The organism is Dactylosporangium sp. CA-233914, from assembly GCF_050942935.1.
Taxonomy (GTDB): Bacteria; Actinomycetota; Actinomycetes; order Mycobacteriales; family Micromonosporaceae; genus Dactylosporangium.
Genome location: NZ_CP192030.1, coordinates 2,719,840 through 2,736,894, shown reverse-complemented (window position 1 = coordinate 2,736,894; position 17,055 = coordinate 2,719,840). Strand labels below are relative to the sequence as shown.

20 protein-coding genes are annotated in these 17,055 nt (G+C 74.6%); 13 read left to right on the top strand and 7 right to left on the bottom strand.

Annotated features, from left to right (window positions below):
* Positions 1-14 precede the first annotated feature (14 nt).
* From ACQPY0_RS12585 to ACQPY0_RS12575, 3 genes are all read right to left on the bottom strand, one after another.
* The gene (locus ACQPY0_RS12585; protein ID WP_432988157.1) at positions 15-416 is read right to left on the bottom strand and encodes a hypothetical protein; all 402 of its coding nucleotides are present in this window, start codon (positions 414-416) and stop codon (positions 15-17) included.
* Positions 417-493: 77 nt separating this feature from the next.
* Positions 494-1,744 carry a HAMP domain-containing protein gene (locus tag ACQPY0_RS12580; RefSeq protein WP_432988155.1) on the bottom strand — a complete coding sequence of 417 codons (1,251 nt, stop codon included), beginning with the start codon at positions 1,742-1,744 and terminating at the stop codon, positions 494-496.
* Positions 1,741-2,427: a response regulator transcription factor gene (locus tag ACQPY0_RS12575; RefSeq protein ID WP_432988153.1), complete on the bottom strand. Its 687-nt coding sequence runs from the start codon at positions 2,425-2,427 to the stop codon at positions 1,741-1,743. Before ACQPY0_RS12575 ends, ACQPY0_RS12580 begins: the two co-directional genes overlap by 4 nt.
* A gap of 48 nt (positions 2,428-2,475) precedes the next feature.
* On the opposite strand from ACQPY0_RS12575, the gene ACQPY0_RS12570 reads away from it, so the two are divergent.
* From ACQPY0_RS12570 to ACQPY0_RS12520, 11 genes are all read left to right on the top strand, one after another.
* Positions 2,476-2,928, top strand: coding sequence for a hypothetical protein (locus ACQPY0_RS12570; RefSeq protein WP_432988151.1), 453 nt, complete (start codon positions 2,476-2,478; stop codon positions 2,926-2,928).
* A gap of 135 nt (positions 2,929-3,063) precedes the next feature.
* Positions 3,064-4,176, top strand: a complete 1,113-nt coding sequence (locus tag ACQPY0_RS12565) for a hypothetical protein (RefSeq protein ID WP_432988149.1) — start codon at positions 3,064-3,066, stop codon at positions 4,174-4,176.
* A 39-nt stretch (positions 4,177-4,215) separates the two neighbouring features.
* Positions 4,216-5,397, top strand: coding sequence for an AAA family ATPase (locus ACQPY0_RS12560; RefSeq protein WP_432988147.1), 1,182 nt, complete (start codon positions 4,216-4,218; stop codon positions 5,395-5,397).
* On the top strand, positions 5,394-6,596 hold the full coding sequence (locus tag ACQPY0_RS12555; RefSeq protein ID WP_432988145.1) for a vWA domain-containing protein: 1,203 nt from the start codon (positions 5,394-5,396) through the stop codon (positions 6,594-6,596). The genes ACQPY0_RS12560 and ACQPY0_RS12555 overlap by 4 nt, the downstream gene beginning before the upstream one ends.
* A gap of 21 nt (positions 6,597-6,617) precedes the next feature.
* Positions 6,618-7,211, top strand: coding sequence for a hypothetical protein (locus ACQPY0_RS12550; protein ID WP_432988143.1), 594 nt, complete (start codon positions 6,618-6,620; stop codon positions 7,209-7,211).
* A 619-nt stretch (positions 7,212-7,830) separates the two neighbouring features.
* Positions 7,831-8,178, top strand: a complete 348-nt coding sequence (locus ACQPY0_RS12545; protein WP_432988141.1) for an ArsR/SmtB family transcription factor — start codon at positions 7,831-7,833, stop codon at positions 8,176-8,178.
* On the top strand, positions 8,175-9,236 hold the full coding sequence (locus tag ACQPY0_RS12540) for an SRPBCC domain-containing protein (RefSeq protein WP_432988139.1): 1,062 nt from the start codon (positions 8,175-8,177) through the stop codon (positions 9,234-9,236). Before ACQPY0_RS12545 ends, ACQPY0_RS12540 begins: the two co-directional genes overlap by 4 nt.
* Before the next feature lie 30 nt (positions 9,237-9,266).
* Positions 9,267-9,821 (top strand): dihydrofolate reductase family protein, encoded by a 555-nt coding sequence (locus ACQPY0_RS12535; RefSeq protein WP_432988137.1) that lies wholly within the window; start codon positions 9,267-9,269, stop codon positions 9,819-9,821.
* Positions 9,822-9,834: 13 nt separating this feature from the next.
* Positions 9,835-10,437 carry a dihydrofolate reductase family protein gene (locus ACQPY0_RS12530; RefSeq protein ID WP_432988135.1) on the top strand — a complete coding sequence of 201 codons (603 nt, stop codon included), beginning with the start codon at positions 9,835-9,837 and terminating at the stop codon, positions 10,435-10,437.
* A 471-nt stretch (positions 10,438-10,908) separates the two neighbouring features.
* Entirely contained in the window at positions 10,909-11,364 is a 456-nt protein-coding gene (locus ACQPY0_RS12525) for a DUF4442 domain-containing protein (protein ID WP_432988133.1), read from the top strand.
* A gap of 64 nt (positions 11,365-11,428) precedes the next feature.
* Entirely contained in the window at positions 11,429-12,178 is a 750-nt protein-coding gene (locus ACQPY0_RS12520) for a metallophosphoesterase (RefSeq protein ID WP_432988131.1), read from the top strand.
* Positions 12,179-12,345: 167 nt separating this feature from the next.
* Here the strand turns inward: ACQPY0_RS12520 and ACQPY0_RS12515 are convergent, their stop codons facing one another.
* Together ACQPY0_RS12515 and ACQPY0_RS12510 are read right to left on the bottom strand one after the other, a co-directional pair.
* Complete coding sequence (locus ACQPY0_RS12515; protein WP_432988129.1) at positions 12,346-13,482, bottom strand: amidase family protein; 1,137 nt, start codon at positions 13,480-13,482, stop codon at positions 12,346-12,348.
* Positions 13,483-13,519: 37 nt separating this feature from the next.
* On the bottom strand, positions 13,520-14,362 hold the full coding sequence (locus tag ACQPY0_RS12510) for a GDSL-type esterase/lipase family protein (RefSeq protein ID WP_432988127.1): 843 nt from the start codon (positions 14,360-14,362) through the stop codon (positions 13,520-13,522).
* Between the two features lie 128 nt (positions 14,363-14,490).
* On the opposite strand from ACQPY0_RS12510, the gene ACQPY0_RS12505 reads away from it, so the two are divergent.
* On the top strand, positions 14,491-15,498 hold the full coding sequence (locus ACQPY0_RS12505) for an LLM class flavin-dependent oxidoreductase (protein ID WP_432988125.1): 1,008 nt from the start codon (positions 14,491-14,493) through the stop codon (positions 15,496-15,498).
* Here the strand turns inward: ACQPY0_RS12505 and ACQPY0_RS12500 are convergent.
* Positions 15,478-15,897: an SRPBCC family protein gene (locus ACQPY0_RS12500; RefSeq protein WP_432988123.1), complete on the bottom strand. Its 420-nt coding sequence runs from the start codon at positions 15,895-15,897 to the stop codon at positions 15,478-15,480. The two genes, ACQPY0_RS12505 and ACQPY0_RS12500, sit on opposite strands and share 21 nt — an antisense overlap.
* Positions 15,898-16,007: 110 nt before the next feature.
* On the opposite strand from ACQPY0_RS12500, the gene ACQPY0_RS12495 reads away from it, so the two are divergent.
* Positions 16,008-16,520, top strand: a complete 513-nt coding sequence (locus ACQPY0_RS12495; RefSeq protein ID WP_432988121.1) for a GNAT family N-acetyltransferase — start codon at positions 16,008-16,010, stop codon at positions 16,518-16,520.
* Positions 16,521-16,527: 7 nt separating this feature from the next.
* Here the strand turns inward: ACQPY0_RS12495 and ACQPY0_RS12490 are convergent, their stop codons facing one another.
* Positions 16,528-17,043 (bottom strand): gluconokinase, encoded by a 516-nt coding sequence (locus ACQPY0_RS12490; protein ID WP_432988119.1) that lies wholly within the window; start codon positions 17,041-17,043, stop codon positions 16,528-16,530.
* Between the last annotated feature and the right edge of the window lie 12 nt (positions 17,044-17,055).

Here is a 17,055-nt window from a genome sequence, read left to right as displayed (position 1 = left end):
CATGATCGCAGCTCTTACCGGCGGCCGGAACCCCCATGATCGTCGCCGCCGCGGTCGTCGCCCCCGTGGCCGTGGCCGCCACGGTCGTCGCCCGGCCCGTCGTCGGCCCCGTGACCGCCGCCGCCGTGGTTGTCGTTGCGGAGTCCGCCGTGGTCATCGACGGTCCGGGTCGGTGCCGGGGTGCCCGCCGGGACGCTCGTCGCGCGCTCGTGCGGGGTCGGGTTGTCGTCCACCCCTCGGGACGGGTGGTCTTCCACTGGGCTCTGCGAAGCACCCGGACTGACCACGATCTGGGACGGGTGGTCGTCGTGGCGCCCCGGACCGCGCGAGCCCGAGCCGCCCGAGGCCGCGAGGGCCGTGCCGCCGATCGCCATCGCCGCGACGGTCGTGGCGCCGATGATGAGGAGTCTGCGCATTGGAGGTACACCTTCCTGGTCTTGGCTTGTGCGACCAACGCTCCCGTGCGCTTCGTCAAGGCGGTCCTGGCGCGAGGCTAAGGATCGGTTAAGAGCTCCAGGGTCACCCGGGAACCCGCGACGGTGAGGCGGCCGCCGGTGGACTCCGCGGTGCGGCGCGCGATGTCCAGGCCGAGCCCGGTCGAGCCGCCGCCGCTGACCCCGCGGGCGCCCGCCGCCGGGTCGAAGCCGGGCCCCTCGTCCGCGACGACCAGCAGCGTGCGCCCCGGCTCGGCGCGCAGCGTCACCGCGAAGCCGATCCCCTCCTCGGTCTGCGCGAAGACGTTGCCCAGCAACGCGTCGACGGCCGCGGCGAGGTCGGCGGCGGCCACCGGCACCGGCAGCGGCCCGGCCTCGAGCTCGTCGCGCGCGGCCCGGCCCTGGTCCTCGGCGAGCACCGCCCAGAACGCGACCCGCTCGGCGACGACGGCCGCGGCGTCGCAGGCGGGCGCGCCGCGCTCGCGCCGGGCGTCCTCGATGACGGCGGTGAGCGCGCGGTCGAGCGCGTCGACGTGCCCGAGCATCCGGGCCGCCTCGGCCGGGTCGGCGAGCCCCTCGGCGTCCAGGCGCAGCGCGGTCATCGGGGTGCGCATGCGGTGCGACAGGTCGGCGGCGGCCTCGCGCTCCTGGCGCAGCAGGTCGCGGATCCGGGCGGCGAGCCGGTTGAGCGCGGCCGCGACCGCGCGCACCTCGGGCGGGCCGTCCCCGGCCGGGGCGCGCCGGTCCAGGTCGCCGCCGGAGAGCCCCTCGGAGACCGCGGCGAGACTGCGGATCGGGCGCACGACGGCGACCGCGAGCCGGTCGGCGACGGCGAGGCCGAGCAGCAGCAGGCCGGCGCCGACGACGGCGAGCACCAGCCAGGAGCGGGCCACGCCCCGGCGCAGGTCGGCCTCGGGCACGAACGAGCGCACGACGGCGGTGCCGCCGGGCAGCCCCTGCACGGCGATGACGACCTCCCGGCCGTCGGCGTGGGCGACGCTGAGGCTGCCGTGCTGGGCCGCGAAGCGCACCGCCGGGCTCGCCGCGACCTGGGCGCCGACGACGGTACCGCCGGGAAGGTAGACCGACACCGGATGCGCACCGTCCACATTGGCCTGTTCGACGCTGAGCCGCAGCGACTGCGCGTCGGCGGTCGCGACCAGCGCACCGAGCGCCTGCGCCCGCGCGGTCGCCGCGGCCACGGCCCGGTCCTCGGCGGCGGCCCGCAGCAGCAGCGCCAGCGGCACCAGGAACGCGACCAGCACCAGGGCCATCGCCGCGCTGACCAGCAGTGCCAGCCGGCGTCTCACGGCAGCGGCCCGAAGCGCACCCCGACCCGGCGCACGGTGTGGATGCGCCGCGGCTCCTGCGCGGTCTCCCCGAGCTTGCGCCGCAGCCAGGAAAGATGGACGTCGACGGTCTTGTCGGCGGCCGCGTACGGCACCTGCCACACCTCGGTCAGCAGTTGCCGCTTCGAGACCACCTCCCCGGCCCGCGCGACCAGGTAGTGCAGCAGGTCGAACTCCCGCGGCGTGAGCTCCAGCGCCGCCCCGTCGAGCGTCGCCGTGCGCGCCCGCGGGTCGACCCGCACCCCGTCGGCCTCCACCGCCGGGTCCCGCACCCGCTCCACCGGCGCCGAACGGCGCAGCACCGCCCGGATCCGGGCGTCGATCTGCTCGGCCCCGTAAGGCTTGACGACGTAGTCGTCGGCACCGGCGTCCAGCGCCCGGACCATCTCCCCCTCGGTGCGCCGGGCCGTGACGACGATCACGGGCACCTGACTGACCGCCCGCAGCATCCGCAGCGCCTCCCGCCCGTCGAGGTCGGGCAGCCCGAGATCGAGCAGCACCACGTCGGGCGGCTCGGCCACGACCAGCTTGAGCCCGTCGAGCGCGGTCCCGGCCGGCACGACGACATGCCCGCGCCCGGTCAGCGCCCGCACGATCCCGGTGCGGATCGTCGCGTCGTCCTCCACGATCAGCACCTTCGCCATATCGCGAGGTTAACCGCTTCTTATCCATCGACCGCGCAGACTGGTGGCATGAGGATGCGCTGGCCGATCGCGATCGCCGCCTGGCTCACGGCGGCGGCCCTGGCCACGGCGGCGTCGCTGGGCGCGGTGGGCGCCCTGCAGCGCGGCCTGTTCGGCCCGTCGGACCCCCCGCTGACCGAGGCGGACGTCGAGGCCAAGCTCTCCTCCGCGCCCCCGGCCACCTCGTCGTCCCCGGCCCCGGTTGCGTCCCCGGTCGCCCCCTCCGCCGTCACCCGGGCCCTGTCCACCGGCGGCGGGAGCATGGTGGTGTCGTGCTCGGCCGGCGAGGCGACGCTCATGTCCTGGATGCCCGTCTCCGGCTACGAGGCCGACCACGTGCAGCGGGGCCCGGCCTCGGTGGTGTCGCTGCGGTTCAAGGCCCGCTCGGGCGGCGGCTCGGTGCGCGCCCAGGTCACCTGCGCCGGCGGCGAGCCGACCCTGACCATCGGCGGCGACGACTGAGGTCGGCTCGTACCGCTGACGATCGATTCCCGGCCGGGTCGCCCCTCGCGCGGCCCGGCCGGGGCGTTGTACGCTGATCGGGATGCTGAACATCGAGCGCAGATCGGGGGTTCCGTCCGCAATAGGTGAGTGCTGATGCGCTCCGAACTTGCGAACGGGCTTTCCCGGCTTCAGTTCTGGCTGCGGGTGCGTGATTTCGCCGTCCCGCCGCCGATGATCGAAACGTCCACCGCCCGGCGCCTGGCCGGCGACTGGGCCGGCGCGTGCGCGGCCGCTCGCGTCGACGTGGACCTCAACCTCCGGCTCCTGGCGCGGCAACGCGGCCCCGATCTCGCCGCCCGAATCCGGGCGGACCTGCGACATCTGGCCCCGGACCTGCTGCGCTGGCACCTGCCGCGGATCGCGCCGGACGGCCGGCTGCGCCCCGGCCTGACCGTCGCCCTGGCCCGCTACGACGACGGGCCGTGCCTGGTGGCACGCACGCCGCCGGCCTGGGCCGACGCCGGGCAGCGGATCGGCCTCGCGCTGTGGGACGGCGGGCCACCGCACCCCGACCGGCATTTCCGGCTCGACCTGCACCGGCACCTGTGGGACGCCCGGCGGGCCGGCGAGCTGCGGATACGGGCGCGGCCCGACTGGGCGGCCGAGGCGGCGATCCTGCTGCGGGCCGACGGGCGGCGGGCCCCGGGTGTACTGATACGTCAGCGCGGCGGCCGCCGCCTCCTGCTCGACGTGGAGTCGGGCACGACCCGGCCCGCCCGCGGGCGTGACGGCGCCGCGCCGGTCCTGCCCCACGCGGCGACCTGGCCGGCCCCCGACGCCGAACTGCTCGACGCCGGCCTGCTCGACCCCGACGCCCTGCACCCGCTCGTCGCCGAGGCCCTGGCCCCGGGCCATCCGCCGCGCCCCGCACCGGCGCCGGATGGGACCCGGATCGTCGAGTGCGGCGGCGAACAGCACCGCATCGCGCTCGTCGGCGGCGTCCTGACCGCACTCGACCACGACCCCGCCCAGCTGCACCGGGAGGAGCTGCTGGGCGCGCTGGGCGGCCCGGCCGTGCCCTGCCTGCGGGCGATCGCCGGGGCACACCACGACCCGCAGCCCCCGGACGAGGACGTCCGGGCGCTCGTCCTGCACGGGCTGTTCCGGGCCGGCCTGTCCCCGCAGCGCCGGCCCGTGCCGGCCCGCGATCCGCGCCGCCGCGGCGACGTGCGCACCCATCCGCGCAACGCCCTCGCCGCCCGCTGAATCCCTTCCCCCACTTCGCTTCCCAAAAGGTGATGCCGCATGACCACGCTCGAAACCGCCGCCGACCTGCTGAAACTGCTGCACGACACCGAGACCGAGCCGCGCGCCGACGTGCAGCTCGAGGCGCTCACCCTCGCCGTGGCCGCCGACCTGCCCGTGCTGCTGTGGGGCGAGCCCGGGATCGGCAAGACGGCCGCGCTCAACCAGCTCGCCGAGAACCTCGAACTGCCGCTGACCACCGTCATCGCCAGCGTCCACGAGCCCTCCGACTTCGCCGGGCTGCCGGTGCTCGGCGACGATCCCGCGGTGCAGGGCGTGCCGATGGCGCCGCCGGACTGGGCCGTGCGGCTCGTACGGGCCGGACGGGGGCTGCTGTTCCTCGACGAGCTGTCCACCGCGCCGCCCGCCGTCCAGGCCGCCCTGCTGCGGGTCGTGCTGGAGCGGCGGATCGGGGCCCTGCGGCTGCCGGCCGGGGTCCGGATCGTGGCCGCCGCCAACCCGCGCTCGTCCGCCGCCGACGGCTGGGAGCTCAGCGCGCCGCTGGCGAACCGGTTCGTACACCTGCAGTGGGGCTTCGACCACGACGTCGTGGTCCGGGGCCTCGGCGGGGTCTGGCCGCGGGCGCAACTGCCCGGCCTGGACGCGAGCGGGCTCGCCGAGGCGGTCGCGTACGCCCGGCGGGCCGTGTGCGGGCTGCTCGCCGCCCGGCCGAAGCTCGTGCACCAGCTGCCCGCCAACGAGGTCCGGCGGGGTGGCGCCTGGCCGTCGCCGCGCAGCTGGGAGATGGCGCTGCGGCTCGTCGCGTTCGCCACCGCCGCGGGGACCTCCCGGGAGGTGCTGTCGATGCTGGTGCGCGGGGCCGTCGGCGACGGGCCGGGGCTGGAACTGCTGGCGAGCCTGGACCGGATGGACCTGCCGGACCCGGAGGCGATCCTGCGGGAGCCGCTGCGGATCGGGCTGCCGGAGCGGGGGGACCTACGCCAGGCGGTGCTCGACGGGGTCGTGGAGGCGGTCCGGCGCGACACGACCCGGCCGCGCTGGGACGCCGCCTGGACGGTGCTGGCCCGCGCCGTGGAGACCGGGCCGCCGGACCTCGTCGTCGTGCCCGCCACCGGCCTGGCGGCGCTGCGCCGCGACGACTGGGAGGTGCCGGCGGCCATCGAGCGGCTGGCCGGCGTGGTGTCGCTGTCGCGCCGCACGGACCTTGCGGGAGCCCGATGAACGACGGGATCTGGGACTCGCTGGACACCGAGAAGCTCTACGCGGCGCGGCTGTTCGCGACCAGGATGCGGCCGTACCTCGCCGCGGCGCTCTTCGCCCTCGACCCGGTCCCGTCGCGGCACGTGCCCACCATGGCCGTCGACCGCCACTGGCGCTGCTACGTCTCCCCGGCGTTCGTGGACCGCACGCCGCTGGACGAGCTCGCCTCCGTCTGGGTGCACGAGGTCTCCCACCTGCTGCGCGACCACCACGGCCGCGGCGACCGCCTCGCCGCCCGCGACGGCCTCGACGGGCCCGGCGACCGGCTGCGGATGAACATCGCCGCCGACTGCGAGATCAACGACGACGCGTTCGGCGACGGGCTGCCGGAGCCCGACGGCGCGGTGCGGCCCTCGCGGCTGCGACTGCCCGAGGGGCAGCTCATGGAGGAGTACCTGCCGCACTGCGCGGTCACCGGGCGGTTCGCGTGGCTCGACTGCGGCAGCGGCGCCGACGGGCTGGCGCGCCCGTGGGACCTCGGGCCGGACGGCGCGCACGGGCTCAGCCCGCAGGAGCGCGACGCGGTGCGGTTCCGGGTCGCCGAGGGCCTGCGGGGGCGCGGGGACGTGCCGCGCGGCTGGCAGCGGTGGGCCGAGGAGGTCTTCCACCCGCCGCAGCCGTGGCGGCAGCTGCTCGGCGCCGCGGTGCGCACCGCGGCGGCCGGTGCCGGGGCCGGCAACGACTACACGTACGCACGCCCGGCCCGGCGCGGGACCGCGGTCCCCGGCGTGATCCTGCCCAGCCTGCGCCGGCGGCCGCCGCAGGTCTGCGTGGTCGTCGACACGTCCGGGTCGGTCAGCGACGCCGAGCTGGGCACCGCGATCCTGGAGGTGGCGGCGATCACGCGGGCGGTCGGCGGGCGGCGGGACCTGGTGTCCGTGGTCCCCTGCGACGCGGCGGCGCCGGTGACGTTCCCGCTGTGCCGCGGGGAGGGGATCCCGCTGCTCGGCGGGGGCGGCACCGACCTGCGGGCCGGGTTCGAGCGGGCGCTGCGCAACGCACCGCGGCCCGACGTCGTGGTGGCGCTCACCGATGGGCAGACGCCGTGGCCGGTGCGCCGGCCGCCGTGCCGGACCGTCGTGGGGCTGTTCCGCCGGCCCCGGCACACCCGGCCCGGCGAACAGCCCCCGGACTGGGCAACGACCGTCGCCATCGGATGACGGCCTGCCATACTCCTGGGCGTGACGACGCCAACGCCGCCGCGACCGAGCGGGCCGCGAACCGGGGTGCTGCTCGCGATCGTCGGCGGGCTGCTCGCGCTGTGCTGCGCCGGCGGGGCGGCGGCGGCGTACGTCGTGGAGAAGGGCCTGCCCGACGTGTTGCCGACGAACCTGTCGCACCGGCAACCGCAGGACCCGTGCGAGCTGCTGGGCAAGGACGCGTTCGGCACCGACTTCGGCGGGGTGCTGACCGGGAGCGAAAAGGGCGACCGGGGCGTGTGCGACTACATGTTCCAGCGCGACCCGCGCGGGCCCGCCCAGCCGAACCGGCTTCGGCTGCTCGTCGACGTGAGCGCGCAGGCCGGGACCGAGTTCGACGCGGCGCGGAACTCGCCGTCGCGGCTGCCGGTCGAGTGCGGGCAGCGCGCCTACGCCACACACACGATCGACCCGGCCGGCGAGAACGCCGAGGCGACGCTGTGGTGCGTGGACCGCGACGTCTACCTCATGCTGACCTTCCGCGGGTACGACCACGACCGCTTCAGCGGCCTGCCACTGGACGAGACCATGGCCGCGCTGGGCCGCACCGCGCTGAGCAACGTCCCGAAGGCGTAGCGGCCCCGAACCACCGCCGGCACCTCCCGGCCCGACCGTGTCGGCACACGGGTCGGGGCTGCGCTGTGGCGATCGCCGTGGCCGCCGGCGCCGGACGGGTACGGAGTCCAAAGTAGACGCGGCCATCGCCCGGCCGCCGGTGTGGCGGGCGCTGCCCTCGGCCGGGCGCGTCGCGACGACCGTCGTCAGCCCGGTGCCGGGGCGGCAGGCGACCGGGGTCACCGACCCGCCGATGTTCCTGGTGAACATCCCGTCGCTGCTCGACCCGCTGATGCGCCCGCCCGGTGGCGGACACCCGGGAACGGCTCGCGGAGCCGGCCGAGCCCGTTCTGTCGCCGTCCGTGTGCAGCACCGTGCCCGTGGCGGGAAGCCGTCGCTACTGATCTTCGGACCTGCGCTGCTGCTTCACCGACCAGACTGGTTGCCCCTCGCGCATCAGGGCACGGGCGCCGAACGTCGACGGAGGCCACCATGCCCAGCCCGGGTGTCCACCACGAGGCTTAACGCCAGCCTCGTGAAGACGACGCCCGGCGCCCGGACACGTGTGACGTGCCTTGACAGGATCAGCTCCACCTGACATGGTCAACCATGTCGTTGATAAAGCGATAGGTTGATAAAGATGCCGATTGACAAATGGGACGACGGGCAGCTCGACCGGGCGTTCACCGCGTTGGGCGATCCGGTGCGGCGGGCCATGGTCGCGCGGCTGTCGCGCGGCGAGGCGACGGTCAACGAGCTTGCCGAGCCGTTCCCGATCACCAAACAGGCCGTATCGCGGCACATCCAGGTGCTCGAGGCGGCCGGGTTGATCACCAGGAGCCGGGACGGCCAGCGGCGGCCGTGTCGCCTGGACCCGGCGGCGCTCGAGGCGCTGACGAGCTGGATCGACACCTACCGACTGGCCACCGAGGCGCAGTACCGGCGCCTCGACGACGTCCTCGACACGTTGAAGGAGCAGCAGAGATGAACCCGACGACGATCACCGCCCAGCCCGGCACCCCCTACATCGACGTTGTGCGCGAGTTCGACGCGCCGCCGGAGCTGGTGTTCCGCGCACACACCGACCCGGAGCTGGTGGCGCGCTGGCTCGGCCCACGCGGCATGCACATGGAGGTGGTCGAGCACGACGCGCGGGCTGGCGGCGGCTACCGTTACGTGCACCGCAGCAGAGAGGGCGAATTCCGGTTCCGCGGCGTGTTCCACACGGTCGTGCCGGACAAGCTGATCGTGCAGACCTTCGAGTACGAGGGCACGCCGGAACACGTCAGCCTGGAGACGGCGCGGTTCGAGGACATCGACGGCCGGACCCGGCTGACCAGACGCAGCGTGTTCGGCTCGGTCGAGGAACGCGATGCGATGGTCGCGTCCGGCATGGAGAACGGCGTACGCGACTCGATGGAACGACTAGCCGAGCTGCTGCGACCGGGACGGGTGATCGTGGACATCACGATGTCGCTCGACGGGTACGTGACCGCGCCCGGCGTGGACCTCGAGCACGGCCTCGGCGTCGGTGGCGAGGCACTGCATGCGTGGGTGTTCAGCCAGACACCACGGGAGCAGGCGATCCTGGCCACGACGTTCAAGCGGACCGGCGCGGTGGTCATGGGCCGGCGGTTGTTCGACATCGTCGACGGCCCGCACGGCTGGTCGGACGAGATGGGGTACGGCGCACGCCAGGACCAGTCGGCGGCACCGCCGGTGTTCGTGCTGACCCACGAGGCGCCCGAGAAGGTCCGGCTCGCCGACCGCTTCCGCTTCGTGACCGACGGCCCGGCCAGCGCCATCGGGCAGGCGAAGGCCGTCGCGGGCGACAAGGACGTGGTCATCATGGGTGGCGGGAGCACGTGTTACGAGTTCCTCCAAGCTGGTCTCGTCGACGTGCTGACCATCCATGTGGCGCCCCTCATCCTCGGCGGCGGTACTCCGCTGTTCCGGGGCGATGCCAAGGTGCGGCTCGAACTGCTCGAATCCGAGATGACGGCGTACGCGCAGCACCTCACCTACCGCGTCCTGGCCGACAACTGACGCCGACACCAGCAACGAGAGGCAGCAGTCATGCGAGACGTCATTCTGTACATGTCGATGTCGCTGGACGGGTTCGTCGGCAGCGACCGTGAGCACCCGGGGGTCGCGGTCCCCGAAGGCGCTGAACTGAAGCAGTGGAAGCTCGACCGCATCAGCCGGGCCGGTGCCCATCTCATGGGTCGCATCACGTACCAGGAGATGTCGTCGTACTGGCCGCGGTCCGACGACCCGTACGCGTCGCCGATGAACGACATCCCCAAGGTGGTGTTCTCGAAGACGCTGAGCGACGCCGAGGCCAGCTGGCCCGAAACCCGGGTCGCGCGGGGCGAGCTCACCACCGAGATCGCCGCCATCAAGGCCGAGCCCGGCCCGGACGTGATCGTCTGGGGTGGTGGCCGGTTGGCCGGCGCGCTCGCCGCGGCCGACCTGATCGACGAGTACCGCCTACTGGTCCAGCCGCTGGCCCTGGGCCGCGGACAGGCCCTGTTCGGCCAACTGCCGCAATCGCGGCGCCTGGACCTCGTCGAGACCACGCCGTTCCCCAGCGGCGTCGTCGTCCACATCTACCGACCCGAGCACTCCTGAGAAGGGACACTCCATGGGCATAGTGCAGGCGCAGGCGAACATGTCTCTGGACGGGTACGTCGCCAAGCAGGACAACACCATCGGCCGGCTGTTCGACTGGCTGCAGAACGGCGAGGTCGCGATGCCGACCCCGGCTGGGGACTTCACCCTCCACCTCACCCCGCAGAGTTCGGAGCACATGCGGCGGTGGGTGTCCTCGCTGGGCGCGCTCGTCTGTGGCCGGACGCTGTTCGACGTGGCGGACGGCTGGCAGGGCCGGCACACCCTGGACGTCCCTGTTGTCGTGGTGACGCACCGAATCCCGAAGGACTGGGTCGACGCGCACCCCGACGCGCCGTTCTCGTTCGTGACCGACGGGGTGGAGGCCGCGATCGCCCGGGCCCAGGAACTCGCCGGCGACGCGGTCGTCGCCGTCACTGGGGGAACCATCGCCCGGCAGTGCCTGGAGCTGGGGCTGCTGGACGAGGTGGCCATCGACTTGGTGCCGGTGGTGATGGGCGCAGGAAACCGGCCCTTCTTCGGTGAACGCTCCTCAGAAGACGTCCTGCTCGGCAACCCGACGGTCTGCGTCCAAGGCGACCGGGTCACCCATCTCGTGTTCCCGGTGCTGCGGTGACCCTGCTTCCCGGGTTCTTCTGGATCATCGTCGTGGCCGCATGCCTGCTGCGCCGCCCCGCCGGACCGCAAGGCAGTACAAAGTGAGCCGAGCGACGTCGTGTCGCGGCGGGCCGAGGCCGGTCGAGGATCGCGCCGCGTCGAGCGGCCACGCCCGCACGGCGCGGAGCACTGTTCTTCGTGTGCGAGGTCGATGTGCCCGTCTCGACTGGTCGCCTCGCGGTGGACGGCTTGACGGCGGCGGAGGGACCTGGAGCGGGACCTGGGGCTGCGGCGCGGCTACGCGCCCTCGTTCCCCGGCGGGCCGCTGAGCGCCCGGCCGGCCCGCGACCGCCCGCTGACCCCGCTGCACCACGCCGGCATGCGGGGCGCTAGCGGCCCCAGCGCCGCCGGGCCCCCTGAGGAGTTGTTCATGACCTGGCTACCCGGCAGTAGGGTGTGCTCCGCCCGGAAACGGCGCTAACGTCCGGGAATGGACGCGACCGAGCTCGCCCGGCGGCTGCTCTCCCCGATCCCCGCCCACATCACCCTCGGCCTGGAGGTCGTGCGCGCCGCCGACGGCGCGGCCGAGGTCGCCGCCGAGGTCCCGCCGGCCCTCACCAACGTCATCGGCTCCCTGCACTCCAGCGGCCTCATGGCCCTCATCGACGCGGCCGGGCTGGCCGCGCTCATCGCCGCCGTCGAGCACCCCGACGACTTCGCGGGGGTCGTGCCCCTCGGCGCCGCCGCCGAGCTGCGCTTCCTCGCCCCGGCGCGGGGCCGGCTCGTCGCCTCCTGCCACCTGGAGGACGAGGAGCGGGCCGCGATCAAGGCACTGTTCGCCGGCGAGTCGGACGCGGCCCGGGCGATGACCGAGGCCGAGATCCGCGACGTGTCCGGCGAGGTGGTGTGCCGCGGCAGCTTCGACTGGAGCCTGCGCCGCCGCTGAGATCTTGCCCGTCACCTGACCGCGCTACGGTCGTCGCCAGCGCCTGCCTACGACAGGGAGTCCCATGGCGACGATCGCGGTCATCGGTGACGTCGGCGGCTGCGCGAAGCAGCTCGCGGATGCCGTCGACGGGCTCGACGACCCGGACACGGTGGTGATCCAGGTCGGCGACCTCGTCGACCGCGGCCCGGACAGCCCCGGCGTGCTGTCCTACGTGGCCGACCGCCTAAACCGCGGCTCGTGGGTGCAGCTGGTGGGCAACCACGACGCGCAATACCTCGGCCTCCCGCCGTTCTGGCCCGAGCGGCTCGCCGACGCCGACGCGGCCCGCCTGCGCGAGTGGTGGCTGTGCGAACGGCTGCGGGTCGCGGCCGCGGTGCGCACCGCCGACGGTGAGGAGCTGCTCGTCACCCACGCCGGGCTCACGCCGTGGGCGTGGCGGGAGCTGGGCGCGCCGGTCAGCGCCGCCACCGCCGCCGCGCTGCTCAACACCCGGCCGGAGCCGCTGCTGTGGCACGACGACGGGCCGCTGTGGGCCGAGGCGCCGACGAAGCTGTACCCGGCGTGGCTGGAGTCCGGCCCGCCGATGCCCTTCTCGCAGGTCCACGGCCACTCCGCGGTCGTGGACTACGACCGGCGGACCTGGCTGTGCCGCGAGCGCATCCGGGACCGCACGAGCGTGGACTGGGACGCCCGGCACACCGTCACCCGGGCCGGCGGCGCCCGGTTCATCGCCGTCGACCCGCGCCACGGCCGGCACGGCGCCCCGTCGTGGTCCCCGCTGATCCTGCGCGACGCCGCGCTGCTGGACTGAGACCGCGGGCCGCCCCTACACCCGGCTGGTCTCGCGGGCCGCCCCGACCCGCACCGCCGCCTCGGCGAAGGCCCGGATGACCGCGTGGACCGTGGTGCCGCGCCGGCCAGTTGTGGCTGGAGCAGGGTGCCGAGCATGAACGGGTGGCCGGAAAGCTCCGCCAAGCCTCATCGTCCGCCGGGCCCGCCCATCGCCATCGTCGCGGCGAGCAGGGCCAGCAGAGCCCGGTCCCGCCCCGGCGGGGCGACCAGCGCGATCCCGGCCGGCGGCGAGGCGCCGGTCGGCACGCTGACGCTCGGCAGCCCGTACGCGCTCGCCGGCACCGAGCACCGCAGGACCGACCGCCGCCACTCGTCCCGCCCCGCCAGGCCCAGGTCGCGGGCGTGCCCCGGGCCGCCGGCCGGCAGCACCAGCCAGGCGTCGCCGCCGAGCAGCTCCAGCAGCTCCGCCCGCCACGCCGCGATCCGCGCCCGGGCCTCGGCCTCCTCCTCGGCGCCGACCCGCGACCCGAACCGGAACCGGCTCTCGACGTCGGCGGCCAGCGCCCGCGGATGCGCCTCGATCCAGGCGCCGTGCAGCCGCCACGCCTCGGCCGCCTGGACCCGGCGGAAGGCCAGCACCAGCGGGTCGGGATCGTCCCAGGTGGACAGCGTGATCTCGGTGACGGGAAGGCCGAAGCGCCCGGCCTGCTCGGCGGTGCCCCCGACACACAGCAGCCGCGCCGGCAGCTCCCGTGGCCCGGGCGGCAGCAGCACGTCCCCCACCGCCGCCAGCGTCGCCGCGTCGCGGGTGATCCAGCCGACCGTGTCGAACGACGGCGCCAGCGGCAGCACCCCGCCGGTGGGCACCGCGCCGAGCGTGGGGCGGAAGCCGAACAGGCCGCAGCAGGACGCGGGCACGCGCACCGAGCCGCTCGTGTCCGTGCCCAGCCCGACGTCGGCGTGGCCGGTCGCGACCGCCGAGGCCGGGCCGCTGGAGGAGCCGCCGGTCACCAGCCCGGGCGCGGCCGGGTTCGGCGGGGCGCCGTAGTGCGTGTTGTGGCCCGAGAGGGAGTACGCCAGCTCGTCGGTGTGCGCGATGCCCTGCACGATCGCGCCCGCGGTGCGCAGCCGGGCCAGCGCCGGGGCGTCCTCGGCGGCCGGGAGCGCCTCGGCGAGCCAGGCCGGATTGCCGCCGCCGACCGCGAACCCGGTGACGGCGAAGAGGTCCTTGACCGCCAGCCGGACCCCGTCCAGCGCCCCGTGGCCGGTGGCCGGCGCCAGCGGCATGCCCTTGACCCGCCACACGCTGGGGTCAGCTGTCACGAAGAGCAGCGTACTGCCCAACCACCGCCCGGCGCCCCTACCAGGTCGGGGCGCCCTGCCAGGCCGCGGTGGCCAGCGCCCCCTGGCCCGTCGCGTTCGGGTGAAAGAAGTCCTGGGCGGTCACCATGTCGAGGGTGAACCGGACCCGGTGCACGGCCCCGCCGTCGGCGCGGCACCGCGGCCCGTACGCCCGGCACGCCGCCGCCAGCTGCTCGTTGTACGCGTCCACGCGCGCCCCGAACGCCTTGCGCCGGTCCACCACGTCCGGCGCCGTCGACGTCGGCTCGGCCAGCAGCGCCGGGCACACCCCGAAGTTCCACGCCTTCACCGCGAGCGTGTTGGTGTGCCCGATCTCCCAGAGCCGGTTGACGTCGGGGATGCTGGCGACGAGCACCCGGGCGCCGGGCGCCTGCTCGCGCAGCACGGCGAGGGCCTGGTCGACCTGGCGCCGGAACGTCTCGACGGGCGTCATGTCGGCGAGGGACCCGCGGCAGGCGTCGTCGGCGCCGACGAGCACGGTGACGTACTGCGGCGAGGCCTTCACCGCGGCGGACGCCTGCCCGGCGAGCGCGTCGGCCCGCGCGTTGGCCGCCGCGTAGTTGTGGTTGTTGCCCCGCAGCCCCGGGTTGTCCTTGAGCAGCCGCTTGTAGTGGCTGCCGACCTTCGTCCCGTCGCCGGTCGCCCACGAGTTGCGCGGGCAGGGACTCGGCGCCAGACACGACGCGAACGCGTTCGTGATGGAGTCCCCCAGCGCCGCCATGGAGACGAGCCCGCCGCTGGGTCGGGAGCTGGGGCCCGGCCCGGCCCCGGCGGCCCCCTCACAGGCGATGGCGAGCAGCGCGAGCCCGGCCAGCAGCAGGGTCCACCCGCGCTTGCCCACGCTCCGTGCCCACCGGTTGACGATGCGCGACAGTCTATGCCATGATGCCCAACGGCGTCCTAGGATCCTAGTTCTGGAACTCCGATCACCGGGAATATCGACCGGCGGCCCGGTGTTGGCCATGGTCTGTGAGTGAACTTCCGCTTTCCGTCCTCGACGTCGCGCCCGTGGCCGCCAATGGCTCCGTCGCGGAGGCGCTGCACAACACCACCGAACTCGCCCGGCGCGTCGAGGCGCTCGGATACGGCCGGTTCTGGGTCGCCGAGCACCACAACATGCCGGCCATCGCCAGCTCCTCGCCCGCCGTGCTGCTGGCCCACCTCGCCGCCGCGACGTCCACCATCCGCGTCGGCTCCGGCGGGGTGATGCTGCCCAACCACGCCCCGCTCGTCGTGGCCGAGCAGTTCGGCACCCTGGAGGCGCTGCACCCCGGCCGCATCGACCTCGGCATCGGCCGGGCGCCCGGCACCGACCAATACACGGCCCTGGCGCTGCGCCGCAGCATGGAGGGCCTGTCGGCGGAGAACTTCCCGGAAGAGCTGCAGGACCTGATCGCGTACTTCGAGGGCGGCACCCGCATCCTCGCCTCCCCCGGCAAGGGCTCCAAGCCCGACGTGTGGCTGCTGGGCTCCAGCGGCTTCAGCGCCCAGCTGGCCGGCCTGCTCGGGCTGCCGTTCGCGTTCGCGCACCACTTCAGCGCGCAGAACACGCTGCCGGCCCTGGCGCTCTACCGGCAGAACTTCCGCCCGTCCAAGTGGCTCGCCGAGCCCTACGCGATGGTCGCGGTGAGCGCGATCGCCGCGGAGACCGACGAGGAGGCCGAGTTCCTGTCCGGCCCCACCGCGCTGTCATTCCTGCGCCTGCGCTCGGGGCACCCCGAGGCGCTCGCGACGCCCGAGGAGGCGGCGGCGTATCCGTACAGCGAACGGGAGCGCGAGTTCGTGCTCTCCAGGCGCGAGGGGCAGGCGCTCGGCTCCCCCGCGACCGTTCGCCAGCAGCTCGCCGACCTGCTCGCGGCCACGCGGGCCGACGAGTTCATGCTGACCTGCATGGTGTACGACCTCGAGGCGCGCGCCCGCTCCTTCGAGCTGATCCGCAAGGAGGTCGCCCCCGCCCTAACCAAGCCGGCGGGCTAACTCCCTCGCCCGGGCCTGCTGGACGTTGCGGGCCTGGCGGGTCGCGAACCGGCGCAGCAGGGCCGGGGACGCCACGGTGATCGTCTCGGTCACCTCGGTGCCGCCGCCCCCGTGCGGCACCAGGTCCACCGCGGCGCGCAGCCGGACCCGGCCCGGGCTCACCACGTCGCTGACGATCGCCGACTCGCCGATCCTCAGCGTGACCCGGATCGCGTTACGGTACGGCCCGAAGCGCTCCACCGCCGTGTACCGCACCACGTCACCGGCTCTTTCGACGTCGCGCACCGCTACGACCAGCGGCGACAGCCCGACGTACGAGGCGGGATCGGCGAGGTGGTCGCGGACGACCGGCGGCGGCGCGGCGACGACGAACGAGTGCGCGAACACATCGACGGGCATGACCGCAGAGGGTAGCGTCACGCGATTACGGACGTCACGCCGGATGGCGTGGGCCGCGATCTTCCGCGAAGATGGCGGCGATCTTGCCGGTCGAGTTGAGGTGGGGGCGTGTGAACAACAAGACCTGGGTGCGGCTGCGGCCGGTGGCCGAGGGGGACCTGGCGATGTTCCGGCGGTTCGCGACCGAGCCGGGGCTCGCCGGGGCGGCCTGGACCGGATACCAGGAGCCCAACGGGCCGGCGCGGCGGTTCGCGCAGGACGGATACCTCGGGGCCGAGGACGGGCGGCTCATGGTCGAGGCCGACGAGACCGCGGCCGGGTTCGTGCAGTGGTTCGCGGTCGGGGCGGGGATCGCGCAGTACTGGGGGATCGGGATCGTCCTGCTGCCCGAGTGGCGCGGGCGCGGGGTCGGCTGGCGCGCGCAGACGCTGCTGTGCGACTACCTGTTCGCCAGCACCCCGGCCCAGCGCATCGAGGCGCGCATCCAGCCCGAGAACATCGCCGAGCAGAAGGCCCTGGAGAAGGTCGGCTTCCTCAGCGAGGGCATCCTGCGCTCGGCCGACTTCCGCGACGGGGCGTGGCGCGACGTGCTCGTCTACGGCCGTCTGCGCGGCGACCGCTAGGGCCTTCTCAGCTCACGCCGGGGAGCGCCCGCAGGATCGCCTCGACGATCTCGTAGGGCGGCGGCTCGACCGACACCTCGGTCACGTCCTCGCCCGGCCCCGGCGGCTCCAGGTCGGCGAACTGGCTGTCGAGCATCTCCGCGCGCATGAAGTGGCCGTGCCGGGCCGCGAGCCGGCGCGCGATCAGCTCGCGGGAGCCGTCGAGGAACACCAGGCGCACCTGGGGCCGGCCGCGGCGGAGCCGGTCGCGGTAGGCGCGCTTGAGCCCGGAGCACGTGACGACCCCGGGCTGCCCGGCCGCGGCGCGCTCGTCGATCCAGCGCCCGATCGCCGCCAGCCACGGCTCGCGGTCGGCGTCGGTGAGCGGGATGCCGGCGGACATCTTGTCCACGTTGGCGGCAGGATGGAAGTCGTCGGCCTCGGCGTAGAGCCAGCCGAGCCGGCCGGCCAGCATCGCGCCGACGGTCGTCTTCCCGGTGCCGGCCACACCCATGACGACGAACACCGGCGGCGCCTCTGGCATGCCGACACCGTA

Coding starts and splice junctions, on each gene's coding strand:
- ACQPY0_RS12585 (WP_432988157.1), bottom strand. CDS start 416: ATGCGCAGACTCCTCATCATCGGCGCCACGACCGTCGCGGCGATGGCG.
- ACQPY0_RS12575 (WP_432988153.1), bottom strand. CDS start 2,427: ATGGCGAAGGTGCTGATCGTGGAGGACGACGCGACGATCCGCACCGGG.
- ACQPY0_RS12570 (WP_432988151.1), top strand. CDS start 2,476: ATGAGGATGCGCTGGCCGATCGCGATCGCCGCCTGGCTCACGGCGGCG.
- ACQPY0_RS12565 (WP_432988149.1), top strand. CDS start 3,064: ATGCGCTCCGAACTTGCGAACGGGCTTTCCCGGCTTCAGTTCTGGCTG.
- ACQPY0_RS12560 (WP_432988147.1), top strand. CDS start 4,216: ATGACCACGCTCGAAACCGCCGCCGACCTGCTGAAACTGCTGCACGAC.
- ACQPY0_RS12555 (WP_432988145.1), top strand. CDS start 5,394: ATGAACGACGGGATCTGGGACTCGCTGGACACCGAGAAGCTCTACGCG.
- ACQPY0_RS12545 (WP_432988141.1), top strand. CDS start 7,831: ATGCCGATTGACAAATGGGACGACGGGCAGCTCGACCGGGCGTTCACC.
- ACQPY0_RS12540 (WP_432988139.1), top strand. CDS start 8,175: ATGAACCCGACGACGATCACCGCCCAGCCCGGCACCCCCTACATCGAC.
- ACQPY0_RS12535 (WP_432988137.1), top strand. CDS start 9,267: ATGCGAGACGTCATTCTGTACATGTCGATGTCGCTGGACGGGTTCGTC.
- ACQPY0_RS12530 (WP_432988135.1), top strand. CDS start 9,835: ATGGGCATAGTGCAGGCGCAGGCGAACATGTCTCTGGACGGGTACGTC.
- ACQPY0_RS12525 (WP_432988133.1), top strand. CDS start 10,909: ATGGACGCGACCGAGCTCGCCCGGCGGCTGCTCTCCCCGATCCCCGCC.
- ACQPY0_RS12520 (WP_432988131.1), top strand. CDS start 11,429: ATGGCGACGATCGCGGTCATCGGTGACGTCGGCGGCTGCGCGAAGCAG.
- ACQPY0_RS12500 (WP_432988123.1), bottom strand. CDS start 15,897: ATGCCCGTCGATGTGTTCGCGCACTCGTTCGTCGTCGCCGCGCCGCCG.
- ACQPY0_RS12490 (WP_432988119.1), bottom strand. CDS start 17,043: ATGCCAGAGGCGCCGCCGGTGTTCGTCGTCATGGGTGTGGCCGGCACC.